Below are 13624 nucleotides of genomic sequence, written 5' to 3'. Positions count from 1 at the left end.
CCCGACAAGGCCGTGCGCGAGGCGCCGGCCGAGGCGGTCGGCCGCGCCGTGTTCGGCGAATCGAACCATCCGCAGCTCGAAGCGTGCTTCCGCGCCGCGCAGGCCAGCTTCCCGAATCTTTATCCCGACTACGCGCCGCGCATCGAGCGGCACATCCGGCAACTGGTGCCGCTCAAGCTCGCGACGGTCGCGACGATCGGCGACGGCGCGCTGGAGACGGCGGGCAACCTCGTCGAAGCCGTCGCGGCGACCACGCGCGAATTCAACGAACTCGGCGCGGCCGACATGATGGCCGGCATGCTCGCGCAGGCGACGCGCAAGGCCGGCATGTTCGAACGCTGGTTCGGCGCGGCGTCGAGCCACGTCGACTACCGCGCGGCGATCGGGGCGCTCAAGCAGTCGCTCGGCTTCTTTCCGCGCCGTACCGAGGAGCTTGCCGCGAAGGTCCGCCATGCGGAAGAAAACCTCGTGGTCGTGCTCGCGGCGCTGAGCGCGGTGTCGGACGTCGTGCGCGCACCGGACGACGCGGGCGTCGAGCGCACGCTGTTCGACCGCCGCAACATCGTCGGGCAGGCGGTGCAGCAGATCCGCTTGCAACCCGCTCAATTGCGCGGGCTCGACGAGCGCGTGACCGATCTGCTGTCGCGCGCCGATCACCTGATGAACGTCGTGCTGCCGGCTGCATTGGCGGCGCGACCGCAGCGCTGAACGAACGGCACGAGCGGCACGAACATGCGCGCGGCGGCGCTCGCGTGCGCTGCACAGGCCACGCCGTGTCACGCCGTTTCACGTGCACCGGCGCGAGTCTGCTATCTTCCCGGGCATCTCATCGCTTTCCCGCCGATTCTCCATGACCGACCGCATCGTTGCCGCATTCGATTTCGACGGCACCATCACGACGACCGACAGCTTTCGCCATTTCGTCCGCTATGCGGTCGGCACGCCGCGCTTCGCGTGGGCCGGGCTCCGTGCACTGCCATGGATCGTCGCGATGAAGGCCGGGCTGCTGTCGCGCGGCGACGCGAAGGCGAAGTTCGCGTCGTTCGCGTTCGGGCCGGTGCGCGAGGACGCGCTCGACGCGCAGGCGCGCACGTTCGTCGACACCTATCTGCCGAGCCTCGTGCGTCCGGAAATGCTCGAACGCATCCGCGAGCATCGGGCACGCGGGCACGAAGTCGTGCTGGTGAGCGCGTCGCCGTCGCTGTATCTGGAGAAGTGGGCCAGGACGGCCGGCTTCGATGCGGTGCTCGCGACGCGGCTTGCGTTCGAGCGTGGCACCTTCGCCGGTCGGCTCGACGGCGAAAACTGCTGGGGGCCGCAAAAGGTCGTGCGGCTGCGCGGGTGGTGGGGCAACCGGCCGCCGAAACAGCTGTTCGCGTACGGCGACAGCCGCGGCGACAAGGAAATGGCCGAGCTCGCGAACTGGTCGTGGATCCGCGGGCAGGGGCCGATGCCGCCGATCGGCGATTGATGCGGTTCGTTATGCGTCTGCCTGAGCTTGGCGCGTACCGCGTGACGGACGATATGCGCCCCAGCGATTCGCCCGTGCGAACGTGCCGACGTCGTTGAAGCGCACGCCGACTTCACGCAGCGCCGCATGCGCGGTGCGCGCGGTCAGCTGGCGGATGTAGAACGGGTCGCGCACCACGAAGTGATGGATCGCGTGCGTGCTGCCGAAGTTGAAGCAGAACAGCTGGAACGGCAGCATCCACCACGGGTTGAGCACCTGCGTCTGCTGGATCACGTTGCGCGAGTCGATATCGCCGAAGTAATGCATGTTCGAGCTGACGAAGTTGATGCAGAAGCTGCGCACGAAGTTCGGCCCGAGCCACACCACGGCCAGGAAATCGACGACGCGCATCACGCGTTCGACGACGGCCGGCACCGTCACCGGGTAGCCGAATGCATGCAGCGCGAACAGGCCGACGTGATAGACGATGAACGCGTGCCACAGCGCGTAGTACGCGTGACCGACCGGCATGTACGACGACACCTGCTCGACGCGCAACTGCAGGCGCTCGGACGGATCCTGCACCGGCTGCGCGGCCACATACTGCTTCACCTTGCGGCGCATCGCGGCGGGCCGCAGCACGACGGCGAGCATGCCGTCCGCGATCATCAGCAGGCGCTTCACGCCCCAGCGCTCGCCATTGGTGATGCCGAATTCCTCGAGATCCGATTCGCCGCCCGACACCTTGTGGTGATGCAGGTGCATGCGCCGCCGCGTCCACGGGTTGATCGTGCCGGGCCGCGTGAGCCAGCACAGCGCCATCATCAGGTGATAGGCCCACGGCGTCTTCTTGAAGTACATCAGGTGAATCAGGTCGTGCTCGAGCTCGTGGATCAGCGATGTGACGAACGCGGCGAGCGGCAGCGCGACGTACCACGCGATCGCGCCGCGCGCATACAGCCAGGCGATCGCGAGCATCGCGCTCACCGAGGCGGCCATCACGGTCGCGCCGACGAGATTCTGGTTGTCGAGCAGCGGAAAGCGCGCGCGGATCGCGTCGCTCGCGGCGTCGACCTCGCGGCGGACGTACGCGACCTTGTCCGCGTCGTTGCGAAAGGCGGTTCGTGCGGGTTGGCTCATCGACCGGGATGCCTGCGGAAAGGGGGGGCGCAATGCCGATGTGACAAGCATAGGCGTGCGCCGGACCGCACGCGAGGGCCGCGGGTGCCAATGGCAGTGTCATTTCGGGCCACGATGGCCGGCCGGCGCGGCTAGAGTTTCACCCCGGTGTCATTACGGGCCAGCGACGCTACAATCCGCCAAAACCGCTCCGGAGTCCGCCGCATGGTCCTGTCCGTCCCGGATGCCGCACGCCAGCTGAACAAGGCGACGGTGTCGTCCGCGTATGCGCTGTTCATGCTGATGCTGGCCGAGGAGCGCGGCATCGACGGCGGCCGCGTGCTCGCCGGCTCGGGTGTCAAGCGCGACCGGCTCGCGCAGCCCGATGCGCGCATCACGCCGCTGCAGCAGGCGGCGATCGTGTTCAACCTGCTCGACGCGACGGACGACCCGTCGATCGCGATCGAGATCGGCCTGCGCAGCAGCCTGACGAAAGCGGGACTGATCGGCTTCGGGCTGATGAGCTGCGCGACGCTCGGCGAGGCAATCTCGCTCGGCATCCGCTACCTGCCGACGCGCGTGCCGTTCTTCTCGGTGCGGCTCGCGCAGATCGACGGGATCGTCGACATCGACGTGCTCGAAGCGTTTCCGCTCGGCCGGTTGCGGCAGTTCGCGGTCGAGAACTTCCTGGTCGAGACGGCGATCCTGTTCAATTCGCTGCTGTATCCGGTGCCGGGGCGCACGCTGCAGTCGCGTGCCGAACTCCATTTCGAATGGCCCGAGCCGCCGTGGTTCGAGCGTTATCGCGCGCGGCTGCCGCGCTGCCATTTCGACGCGAGCGCGAACCGCATCCGCTGCGATGCCGCGCTGCTCGACGAACCGATCGGCACCGCGAACGCGCACACCGCGCAGATGATCGTGCAGCAGTGCGAAGCCGAACTCGCGCGGCTCGGTTATGCGGAAAGCATCGTCGAGCGCGTGCGCAACCTGCTGATCTGTGGCGAGGACGGCTATCCGTCGGTCGACGACGTCGCACGCGAGCTGCATGTGTCGGCGCGCACGCTGAAGCGCAAGCTCGCCGAGTACGGCGCGACCTTTTCGGTGCTGCTCGACGAGATCCGGCTGCGCGACGCGCTGCGGCTGCTCGAGGGCACACGGCTGCCGGTCGACGAGATTGCGGCGCGCGTCGGCTATACGGACCGCGCCAATTTCACGCGTGCGTTCAAGCGCTGGACGGGCGTCGCGCCGAGCGAGCGGCGCTGAACGCGGGTCCGTACCGGCCTGCGTGGCGGGCCTGCCGAGTCATGCCCCGCGTGTCGCTGCTTCAGACGATCGCGACCCAGTTCGCGCCACGTCCGCCCGGCACGCGCGCGTGCGGCGACAGCGTGCCGTCGTCCGGCGCAATCGCATACACCGACACGTATTCCGACTGTTCGCCGCAGGCGACGAGCCAGCGCCCCGACGGAGCGATCGCGAACCCGCGCGGCTGCGTTTCGGTGGCGGTCGCATGCGCGGGTTCGAACGTGCCGTCTTCGGTGCGGCGATAGCAGAGCAGGCGGCTCGACGTGCGTTCGCTGACATAGGCGAAACGCTCGTCGGGCGTCAGGTGCAGGTCGGCGGCCCACACGGACGGCTCGGCGGGCGCGGGTGGTCGTGCATGGCCTTGCGCGAGCTCGGCGACGGCCGGATGGCGTGCGCTCACGTGCGCATCGCCGAGCCGGCCGGTGTCGGGATCGCGCGCGAACGTCGCGAGCGTGCCCTGGAATTCGCTGACGACGACGAGCGCACGGCCGTCACGTGCGAACTGCAGGTGACGCGGGCCGAATCCGGCCGGCACGCGGGTTTCGCCGTGTTCGAGTGCGTGCAGGCCGGCCGCGTCCTCGACGAGCGCGAAGCTGAATACGCGATCCGAGCCGAGCGAACTGACGTATGCGAAATGGTTGTCCGGCGACACGATCACCGAGTGCGCGTTCGCGATGCCGCCGGTAACCTGCAGCGGCGTACCGTCGCCGTCGCGCACGCGTGCGGCGTCGTAGAGGCTCAGCGAATTCCCGCCGTACGACGCGCCGAGCAGCCAGCGGCCGCTGCGGTCGAGCGACAGATAAGCGTGGCTCGCGTCGATCGCGGTCGCGCCGATGCGCACGAGCGCACCGGTGGCCGGCACGACGCGGAACGCAACGATCGTCGGCTGTTCACCGCGCGTCGCGACGTAGAGCCGCGCATGGTCGGCCTGCACGGCGATCGGCATCGCGACGTCGGCGGCCGGGTAGCGGGCGATCGGCGCGAGCGTGCCGTCGGCCGCGAGGGCGAATGTGGCGAGGTCGCCGTCGGCGGCATTCGAGACGACGACGGTCAGGCGGTCAGTGTTCGGCATGGCGGAGCATCGAAGCGTTCGTGAAGGACTTGTCGGCCGGCAGGCCGCGCGGCGGATCGCTGCGCCGGTGCGTGCGCGCGAACAGCGCGGCGACCGCGGCGACGAGCGAAGCGATCGCGAGCGCATACAGCCCGCCCGTGATCGAACCCGTATGTTGCTTCAGATAGCCGAACGCCGTCGGCGCGACGAAGCCGCCGAGGTTGCCGACCGAGTTGATCAGCGCGATCACGGCCGCGGCCACGCGCGTGTCGAGATAACCCTGCGGGATCGGCCAGAACAGCGACGATGCGGCCTTGAAGCCGAGCGCGGCGAAGCAGATCGACGCGAACGACCACACGGGATCGGGCGATGTCGACGCGAACAGCCCGCATGCGGCGAGCACGAGCGCGACTGCGAGCCAGCGTTGCGGGTGCTTCCACTTCGACGACAGCACCGCGAAGCCGTACATCGCGCCGATCGCGATCATCCACGGAATCGTGTTGTACAGGCCGACCTGGAAATCGGTGAGCCCGCCCATCTTGCGGATGATCGTCGGCAGCCAGAACGTGGCCGCGTAGATCGTCAGCTGGATCGAGAAGTACAGGAAGCAGAACAGCAGGATCTGCGGATCGCGCAGCAGCGTGGTGGCGCGCATCGGCACGTTCGAACGGACGTCGCGGGTCGCGCGCTCCTCGTCGAGCGCGTTCTGCAGCGCCGTGCGTTCTTCTGCCGTGAGCCACGTTGCGTCGCGGATATGCGATTTCAGCAGCAGCCAGCTCGCGCCGCACAGTGCGACCGAGAACAGCCCTTCGATCAGGAACATCCATTGCCAGCCTTCGAGGCCGAAGCCACGGATCGACAGCAGCGCGCCGGTGACGGGCCCGGACAGCACCGACGCGAATGCGGAGCCGCCGAGGAAGATCGCCATCGCCTTGCCGCGCTCCTGCGGCGGCAGCCATTGCGACAGGTACAACACGACGCCGGGGAAGAAGCCGGCCTCGGCCGCGCCGAGCAGGAAGCGCAGCGCGTAGAACGACGTGTCGTTCCACACGAACGCCATCGCGGCCGCGACGATGCCCCACGTCGCCATGATCCGGGCCAGCCATACGCGTGCGCCGTAGCGCTGCATCAGCAGGTTCGACGGCACCTCGAACAGCGCGTAGCCGACGAAGAACAGCCCGGCGCCGAGGCCGTACGCGGCCGCGCCGATGCCGATCGACGCTTCGAGGTGGCGATCGACGAAGCCGACGTTCACGCGGTCGATGTAGTTCGCGATGAACATGATCAGCACGAGCGGCAGCACATGCCACTTCACTTTCGAGACGGCGGACGCGAGCGGGTCGCGTCCGGGCAGGGCGGGCGAGGGCGGGTTCAAGCGTGTCTCCGGTCGGGCGGCGGCGGACGGGGCGATGGTTGCCCGCGTCCGCGTCTGGGTGGCAGTCTGTGTAGTATGTCGTCGTATGACATGGTACGCCTGAGTGCCGATGGAAACGTCGCGGGTTTACCCGGGAATTGCCCAGATATTGGGGAATTTCATGAGATCCACCGGTTATGGATTCACATCTGATGACGTATGACATGAAATGAGTGTGCGCCGACCGCCGGCTACGCTGTTTCGAAAGGGGCGCTCGCGGTTACGGCAAAATACCTGGCGTGCGAACTTGGCGTGCACGGCATTCGCGCGAACAGCATCCACATGGGGTGGATGTGGGGCGTGCCGACGCAGACGTATTTCCGGCAGGCGGCCGCCGAGTGCGGGATGACGGAAGAACGGATCATCGCGCCGATCGCGTCGAGCATCGCGCTCGCAACGCTGCCGACCGACAACTGCGCGCGCGGCGCTGTTCCTCGCGTCGGACTGTGCGAATGCGGTGACAGGCGCGACGCTCGACGCGAACGGCGGCGATTTCATGCCCTGACGACGGAACAAAGGATCATGCAGGACAATCAACACGCGCGGCATTTCTTCGCGTTCAATGGCGATGCGGACGGGCTGTGCGCGCTTCAGCAACTGCGGCTCGCGGAGGGCGTGCACGGCACGCTCGTGACCGGCGTGAAACGCGACATCAAGCTGCTCGAGCGGATCGACGCGCGCTCGGGCGACATCGTCACCGTGCTCGACGTGTCGCACGACCAGAATCGCGACGCGTGCGCGCGGCTGCTGCGCGACGGCGCGACCGTCCGCTATTTCGATCATCACTTCGCGGGCGAGCTGCCCGACGATCCGCGCTTCGACGCGCATATCGACACGGCGGCCGACGTCTGCACGAGCGCGATCGTGAGCCGCCATCTCGGCGGCCGGCACGTGCGCTGGGCGATCGTCGCGGCATTCGGAGACGAACTGCCGGCGCTCGGCAACGCGCTCGCGCGCGAGCATGCGATCGACGATGCGCAACGCGATACGCTCGCCGAGCTCGGGCTCTACCTGAACTACAACGCATACGGCGAGTGTGTCGGCGATCTGCATTTCGACCCGGCGGCGCTCGCCGACGCGATGCTGCCCTGCGTCGACCCGCTCGATTTCGTGCGCGAGACGGCGGTGTTCGCCGCGCTGCGCGATGGCTACCGCGACGATATGGCGCGTGCATGTGCACTCGCGCCGCTGCGCGAGGTGCCCGGTGCGACGCTGGTCCGGATGCCTGATCATCCTTGGGCGCGGCGTGCGACGGGCATGCTCGCGAACGAGCGGATGCGCAACGCGCCGCATGCGGCGCTCGCGGTGCTGTCGCCGCGAGCGGACGGCGGGCTCGTCGTCAGCGTGCGCGTGCCCGACGGCCGGCCGCTCGGCGCCGACGAGTTCTGTCGCGGCTTTCCGACCGGCGGCGGGCGCAAGCGCGCGGGCGGGATCAACCATCTGCCGGAAACCGAGTTCGACGCGTTCGCCGAGCGATTCGAGGCGGCGTTCCGGCTCGATTGACGCAACGGTCTGCGATGCGTGCGACGTGCACCCTCGCACGGCGCGCGCATCGCAGCGGATCAACCGGTCGCGCCCGCGAGCACGGCCGGCACGTGCCGCGCAGCACGGCGCACCCGACATCGAGCGTAGGCCGGCGCACGCGGTGAAGAATCGTCGGAATGGACTAAGGCGTGTCGTCGGCGCAGCAGGGTGGTGCGACTGCCGTGACCGCCGGCGGCAGTCGCACGCCGGTGCGCCGGCGCGTCGACCGTCGACACTGCGCAACGCAGCCGCGACAATACGGGTCTCTTCCCGCTTTCGTCATCGAGGTGCCCGTGCCCGCCAAGTCGACCGTCGCTCCCGCGATCGTCTGGTTCCGCGACGATCTGCGCGTGACCGACCAGCCCGCGCTGACGCGCGCGGTGGCATCGGGCCGGCCGCTCGTCTGCGTATTCGTCGACGACACGGGCGCCGGCGCCGGGCGCCCGCTCGGCGGCGCGGCGCGCTGGTGGCTGCACGGGGCGCTGGCCGGGCTCGACGCCGTGCTTGCACGTCATGGCGGGCGCCTGCTGCTGTTGCGCGGCGACGCGCAGCGCGAGATCGAACGCGTCGTGCACGACACGCGGGCGGCCGCCGTGTACTGGAATCGCCGCTATGCGCAACCGCAGCGCGACGCCGACGCGGTGCTGAAGGCGTCGCTCAAGGCGAGCGGCGTGACGGTCGAGAGCAGCAACGGCAGCCTGCTGAACGAGCCGTGGGAGGTGCTGACGGGCAGCGGCGGGCCGTACCAGGTGTTCACCGCGTACTGGCGCGCGGCGCGCCGCGACCGCACGGTTGCCGCACCGTTGCCGGAGCCCGAGCGGATCGCGTTTCATCCGTGGCCGAAAGGCGTGAGTGACCGCACGCTGGCGCTCGATGCGCTCGCGTTGCGGCCGCACTCGCCGGACTGGGCCGGCGGCCTGCGCGACGCATGGCCCGCGCCCGACGAAGCCGGTGCACATGTCCGGCTCGACGCATTCCTGACGACATCGCTCGCCGGCTATGCGGATGCGCGCGACCTTCCCGACCGTCCCGCGACGAGCCGGCTGTCGCCGTTCCTGTGGTTCGGCAACGTGTCGCCGCGACAGGTGTGGCATGCGGTGCAGGGCGCCGCGAACGCAGGCGGCGCGGCCGTTGCCGCGGACGCCGACAAATTCCTGAGCGAACTCGGCTGGCGCGAGTTCAGCTACACGCTGCTGTACCACTTCCCGGCGCTCGCGACCGACAACTTCCGTGCGCAGTTCGATGCGATGCCGTGGCGCGACGATCCCGCCGCGCTGCGCGCATGGCAGCTCGGGCTGACCGGCTATCCGCTCGTCGATGCGGGCCTGCGCGAACTGTGGACGACCGGCTGGATGCACAACCGCGTGCGGATGGTCGTCGCGTCGTTCCTGATCAAGCATCTGCTGATCGACTGGCGCGCGGGCGAAGCGTGGTTCTGGGACACGCTGGTCGACGCCGATCCCGCGAACAACGCGGCGAGCTGGCAATGGGTGGCGGGCTGCGGCGCCGATGCCGCGCCGTATTTCCGCATCTTCAATCCGGTCGCGCAGGGACAGAAGTTCGACCCGGACGGCGCGTACGTGCGGCGCTGGGTGCCCGAGCTCGCCGGCCTCGACAACGCATCGATCCATGCGCCGTGGGAAGCATCGCCGCTGGAGCTCGACGCGGCCGGCGTGCGGCTCGGCGTCGACTATCCGGCGCCGCTCGTCGAGCATGCGGCCGCGCGTACCCGCGCGCTCGATGCGCTGGCTGCATTGCCGAAGCGCCGCTGATCGCACGCTCCGGTTTGCCGCATCAATTGCAGAACGCGGCGTGTTCGAGCAGCGCGTACGCGACGCCCGAATCGAAGTAGGCCGCGCCGCACCACGCGACGAACGCGAGCGTGCCGGCGGCCAGCGCCGCGCGGATCATGCCCACGCCGGGTTACCCGATGCCGGCCGCGCGACGCGCGCGTCGTCGATCGGCAGGTGCAGCAACGCCGCGAGTACGCCGAGCGCGATCGAGCCGATCCACAGCGGCATATACGAGTGCGTTGCGTCGTACACGAGCGCACCGAGCCAGACGCCGAAGAAGCTGCCGAGCTGATGCCCGAAGAACACGAAGCCGAACAGCGTCGCGATGTAGCGCACGCCGAACACCTGCGAGATCACGCCGTTCGTCAGCGGCACGGTGCCGAGCCACGTGAACCCCATCACGGCCGCGAACACGTAGACGCTCGCGGGCGACAGCGGCGCGGCGACGAATACGGCCATCGTGAGCGCACGCACGAGGTACAGCACCGACAGCACGTACTTGCGCCGCAGCAGCCCGCCGAGATGGCCGCACGCGTAGGTGCCGGCCACGTTGGTCAGCGCGATCAGCGCGAGCGCGACGCTCGCGTGGCGCGCCGGCAGCCCGTGGTCGAGCAGATACGCGGGAAGGTGGGTCGCGATGAAGGCGAGCTGGAAGCCGCACGCGAAGAAGCCCGCATTCAGCAGCCAGAAACCGCGATGCGCGAACGCCTCGCGCACGGCTTCGCCGATCGACTGGTCCGGGCCGGCGGCGGCACCGGCAGCCTGCGCGGGCCGGTCGCGCAGCAGCACGGCGAGCGGCGCGAGCAGCGCCGCGACGAGCGCCAGCGCGATGAACGCATGCCGCCAGCCGATGCCGCCGATCAGTTCCTGCGCGACGGGCACCATGCAGAACTGGCCGAGCCCGCCGATCGCGCCTGCGACGCCGAGCGCCCAGCCGCGCCGGTCGGGCGGAAACAGGCGGCTCAGCGCGCCATAGATCGACGCGAATGCCGAGCCCGACAGCGCGATGCCGATCACGAGCCCGGTGCCGACCGTGAACGTGCCGGTCGTCGAAGCATGCGCCATCGTGACGAGCCCGGCCGCATACAGCAGCATCCCGGCGACGATCACGCGCAACGAGCCGAAGCGATCGGCGACCATGCCCGTGAACGGCTGCGCGACGCCCCAGATCAGGTTCTGCAGCGCCAGTGCGAGCCCGAACGCTTCGCGCGACCAGCCGTGGTCGAGCGACACCGGCGCGAGGAACAGGCCCTGCACGTGGCGGATGCCGAGCGCGGCGCCCATGATCAGGCCGCCGGCCAGTACGGGCAGCCAGCGGCGGCGGACTTCCTGCTCGATCGGGGTCATGCGTGTCTCCGGATGAAGGCGCGCGGCAAAGCGGCCGCGCTCGATCCGATTAGACGATCGGGCCCGTCGTCGCTCAAGCGATCATTCGGTCAGGTTGGCATGCGTGCTGGGAATGCGAAGCGGGGCGCGCGGGGTGGGGCGGGCGCGCCCGGCAACGGTCGGGTTCGCTCACAAAGGCCGCGCCGGCTTATGCCGATGCCGTGTCGTGCGCACGCATCGCGGTATCGCATTCGGCCGCTTCGGCGAGCATCCAGTCGCGGACGTCGGCGACTTCGCGGCGAGGGGCCGGATCGTGCTGGAACAGCCAGTAGCCGTACGCGTCCGACAGCGCCTGCGTGTGCGGCCCGAGCACCGCGAGCCGCCCGTCCGCGAGCATCGGCGCGACGAGTGCGAGCCGGCCGAGCGCGACGCCCTGGCCCGCGATCGCGGCCTGGATCACCTGGTCGTATTGGTTGAAGCGCAGCACGCCCTTCGGGCGCGCGTCGCCGAGCCCGGCCGCGTGCAGGTGCGCGCGCCACTGCAATTGCGGCTGCGGCGGCCCGTCGAATTCGAGCAGCACGTGGTCGGCGATCGCGGCCGCGTTCGTGACGGGCCGCGCGGCGAGCGCCGGATGCGCGACCGGCACGACGATCTCGTCGAACAGGCGCAGCGCGCCGGCCGGCGCGCGGTCGCGCGGACAGTAGCGGATGCCGAGGTCGATGCCTTCGGCGCGCAAATCGAGTACCTTGTCGTTCGCGGCGACGCGCAGGTCGATCTCCGGCAGGCGCGCCTGCAGCCGCCCGAGCCGCGGCAGCAGCCACAGCGCGGTGACGCCGATGCTCGCGGTGATCGTGACGGGCTGGCGCTCGCGCGCAGCGGAGAGCGACGCGACGGTGTCCTGCAGGTCGTGCAGTGCCGCATCCGCGACGCGAAACAGCCGCTCGCCTTCCGGCGTGAACGCGATCCTCCGGTAGCCACGCTGCAGCAGCGCGACGCCGAGATGCGCTTCGAGCGCGTGCACCTGGCGGCTGACCGCCGATTGCGTGACGCACAGGTCCTGCGCGGCGAGCGTGATGCTCATGCGGCGGCCGACGGCGACGAAGCCACGGACGAGGTCGAGCGACGGGAGACGGACGAGTGGCGTTGACATGCGCGTGACTCATGCGAACGGAGCAGCAAGATTGGTTGAGAACGTGGGGCGCGTCAAGTTCAATGGAGGCGGGTGTGGGGCGGCGAAGGATAGAGGAGGCGCTCATGCGTTGATGCGCTGTCAAGCCGCGAAGCATGGGGTTGGAGTAAGCGCTGAAGCGCTAACTCAGACCGACCGCCGTGGGGGTGGAGTAAGCGCTAAAGCGCCAACTCCACCCATCCACGCCATGGGGCCGGAGTAGGCGCTGAAGCGCCAACTCCGGCCGACAGGAGACACGATGACGATTTCGAACGAAGGCAGCGGAACGAAGCAGGGCAGCCACGCGGCGGGCACATTGCCGCCCGAGCCCGTGACGCTGCGCGCGGCCGATGGCTATGAATTGCGCGGTCATGTATGGCGCCATCGCGGCAGCAACGTCGCGCGGCCCGTGACGGTCATCAATTGCGCGACGTCGGTGCGTTGCGACTACTACTTTCGTTTCGCGGCCTGGCTGTTCGCACAGGGGCGCGACGTGCTCGTCTACGACTATCGCGGCATCGGCGGGTCGCGCCCCGCGCAACTCGCGAAGCTGCGCGCGAACTGGCTCGACTGGGGGCGGCTCGATTGCGAAGCCGCGCTGCAATATGCGCGCGACGCGTTTCCGGGCCAGCCGATCGACGTCGTCGCGCACAGCATCGGCGGGTTCGCGCTCGGGCTCGCGGCTTCGAACGTACACGTGCGGCATGCGGTGACGGTCGGCGCGCAGTATGCGTACTGGCGCGATTACCTGCCGGCCGAACGGCGCCGCATGTGGTGGAAGTGGCACGTCGCGATGCCGGTGCTCGCGGCCGTGTTCGGCTACGTGCCCGCGAAGCGGCTCGGCTGGATGGAGGACACGCCGCGCGGCGTCGCGCTGTCGTGGGTGCGCTCGCAGGCGCGCTTCGAGGATGGCTATACGAGCGGCCCGCTCGCCGAACCCGCCGCGAGCCGCGCCGCGTTGCCGGCCCGCTTCGCGGGGCTCGCGGCGCCGATGCTCGCGATCGGCCTCGACGACGACGGGTTCGGCACGGTCGAGGCGATCGAGCGGCTGGTCGGCTACTACACGGGCAGCGACGTCACGCACCTGCGGATCGCGCCGGCCGATATCGGCGTCGATGCAATCGGCCATTTCGCGTTTTTCCACAGCCGCTTCACCGGCACGCTGTGGCCGCTTGCGCTGTACTGGCTGCAGCACGGCGTGCTGCCTGCCGATGCGCGGGGCAAAGTGCATGCGCTTCACCCGGCGTCGCGCGGGCGGGGGCCGGGCAGCGGCGTGCCGGGCGTCGCCGCGAACGGGTGACGGGCGGCTGTGCCACGCAGGCGCACGCCGGGAAGGCGAACGTCAGTGCGGCGCACGGTGCCGGCATCGACACCGGCGGGCCGCAACGGCTCGCCGCACCGCCCGATCGATTAACATCGGACGTTTCATTCCACAGGCCGCCGCACGTCGATGCTCGTCCCGCCCGATTCCGCTTCA

The 13624-nt window shown here is 69.5% G+C and carries 11 protein-coding genes; 6 read left to right on the top strand and 5 right to left on the bottom strand.

Going from position 1 to position 13624, the window contains the following annotated elements:
- Both G3N64_RS35010 and G3N64_RS35005 read left to right on the top strand, forming a co-directional pair.
- A partial coding sequence (locus G3N64_RS35010; protein ID WP_205788237.1) for a hypothetical protein occupies window positions 1-708 on the top strand: 708 nt, incomplete at its 5' end.
- 142 nt (window positions 709-850) lie between these two features.
- Complete coding sequence (locus G3N64_RS35005) at window positions 851-1471, top strand: HAD family hydrolase (protein WP_205788236.1); 621 nt, start codon at window positions 851-853, stop codon at window positions 1469-1471.
- 9 nt (window positions 1472-1480) lie between these two features.
- Here the strand turns inward: G3N64_RS35005 and G3N64_RS35000 are convergent, their stop codons facing one another.
- Entirely contained in the window at window positions 1481-2590 is a 1110-nt protein-coding gene (locus G3N64_RS35000) for a fatty acid desaturase (protein WP_205788235.1), read from the bottom strand.
- Window positions 2591-2794: 204 nt separating this feature from the next.
- Here G3N64_RS35000 and G3N64_RS34995 point away from each other — a divergent pair, with 204 nt between their 5' ends.
- The gene (locus tag G3N64_RS34995) at window positions 2795-3832 is read left to right on the top strand and encodes an AraC family transcriptional regulator (RefSeq protein WP_205788234.1); all 1038 of its coding nucleotides are present in this window, start codon (window positions 2795-2797) and stop codon (window positions 3830-3832) included.
- 61 nt (window positions 3833-3893) lie between these two features.
- On the opposite strand, the gene G3N64_RS34990 is transcribed toward G3N64_RS34995, so the two are convergent.
- Both G3N64_RS34990 and G3N64_RS34985 read right to left on the bottom strand, forming a co-directional pair.
- A complete protein-coding gene (locus tag G3N64_RS34990; RefSeq protein ID WP_205788233.1) occupies window positions 3894-4943 on the bottom strand; it encodes a beta-propeller fold lactonase family protein in 1050 nt (349 codons plus the stop codon).
- On the bottom strand, window positions 4930-6297 hold the full coding sequence (locus tag G3N64_RS34985; RefSeq protein WP_205788232.1) for an MFS transporter: 1368 nt from the start codon (window positions 6295-6297) through the stop codon (window positions 4930-4932). Before G3N64_RS34985 ends, G3N64_RS34990 begins: the two co-directional genes overlap by 14 nt.
- 561 nt (window positions 6298-6858) lie before the next feature.
- Between G3N64_RS34985 and G3N64_RS34975 the strand changes: the two genes are divergently transcribed.
- Window positions 6859-7839: an acetyltransferase gene (locus tag G3N64_RS34975; protein ID WP_205788231.1), complete on the top strand. Its 981-nt coding sequence runs from the start codon at window positions 6859-6861 to the stop codon at window positions 7837-7839.
- A gap of 314 nt (window positions 7840-8153) precedes the next feature.
- On the top strand, window positions 8154-9632 hold the full coding sequence (locus G3N64_RS34970; protein ID WP_205788230.1) for a deoxyribodipyrimidine photo-lyase: 1479 nt from the start codon (window positions 8154-8156) through the stop codon (window positions 9630-9632).
- A 135-nt stretch (window positions 9633-9767) separates the two neighbouring features.
- On the opposite strand, the gene G3N64_RS34965 is transcribed toward G3N64_RS34970, so the two are convergent.
- Window positions 9768-11000, bottom strand: coding sequence for an MFS transporter (locus G3N64_RS34965; protein ID WP_241021360.1), 1233 nt, complete (start codon window positions 10998-11000; stop codon window positions 9768-9770).
- 187 nt (window positions 11001-11187) lie between these two features.
- Window positions 11188-12129: a LysR substrate-binding domain-containing protein gene (locus G3N64_RS34960; RefSeq protein ID WP_205788229.1), complete on the bottom strand. Its 942-nt coding sequence runs from the start codon at window positions 12127-12129 to the stop codon at window positions 11188-11190.
- A 277-nt stretch (window positions 12130-12406) separates the two neighbouring features.
- On the opposite strand from G3N64_RS34960, the gene G3N64_RS34955 reads away from it, so the two are divergent.
- Entirely contained in the window at window positions 12407-13447 is a 1041-nt protein-coding gene (locus G3N64_RS34955; RefSeq protein WP_205788228.1) for an alpha/beta fold hydrolase, read from the top strand.
- The last annotated feature ends 177 nt before the right edge of the window (window positions 13448-13624 follow it).

It is taken from the genome of Burkholderia sp. Ac-20344, assembly GCF_017104975.1.
Classification (GTDB): Bacteria; Pseudomonadota; Gammaproteobacteria; order Burkholderiales; family Burkholderiaceae; genus Burkholderia.
Note: the sequence above shows the minus strand (reverse complement) of the source record. Positions and strands in the feature narration are given on the sequence as shown.

What these genes read in the sequence shown, in the direction of transcription:
- G3N64_RS35005 (WP_205788236.1), top strand. Translation starts at nt 851, where the DNA reads ATGACCGACCGCATCGTTGCCGCATTCGATTTCGACGGCACCATCACG.
- G3N64_RS35000 (WP_205788235.1), bottom strand. Translation starts at nt 2,590, where the DNA reads ATGAGCCAACCCGCACGAACCGCCTTTCGCAACGACGCGGACAAGGTC.
- G3N64_RS34995 (WP_205788234.1), top strand. Translation starts at nt 2,795, where the DNA reads ATGGTCCTGTCCGTCCCGGATGCCGCACGCCAGCTGAACAAGGCGACG.
- G3N64_RS34990 (WP_205788233.1), bottom strand. Translation starts at nt 4,943, where the DNA reads ATGCCGAACACTGACCGCCTGACCGTCGTCGTCTCGAATGCCGCCGAC.
- G3N64_RS34975 (WP_205788231.1), top strand. Translation starts at nt 6,859, where the DNA reads ATGCAGGACAATCAACACGCGCGGCATTTCTTCGCGTTCAATGGCGAT.
- G3N64_RS34965 (WP_241021360.1), bottom strand. Translation starts at nt 11,000, where the DNA reads ATGACCCCGATCGAGCAGGAAGTCCGCCGCCGCTGGCTGCCCGTACTG.
- G3N64_RS34960 (WP_205788229.1), bottom strand. Translation starts at nt 12,129, where the DNA reads ATGTCAACGCCACTCGTCCGTCTCCCGTCGCTCGACCTCGTCCGTGGC.
- G3N64_RS34955 (WP_205788228.1), top strand. Translation starts at nt 12,407, where the DNA reads ATGACGATTTCGAACGAAGGCAGCGGAACGAAGCAGGGCAGCCACGCG.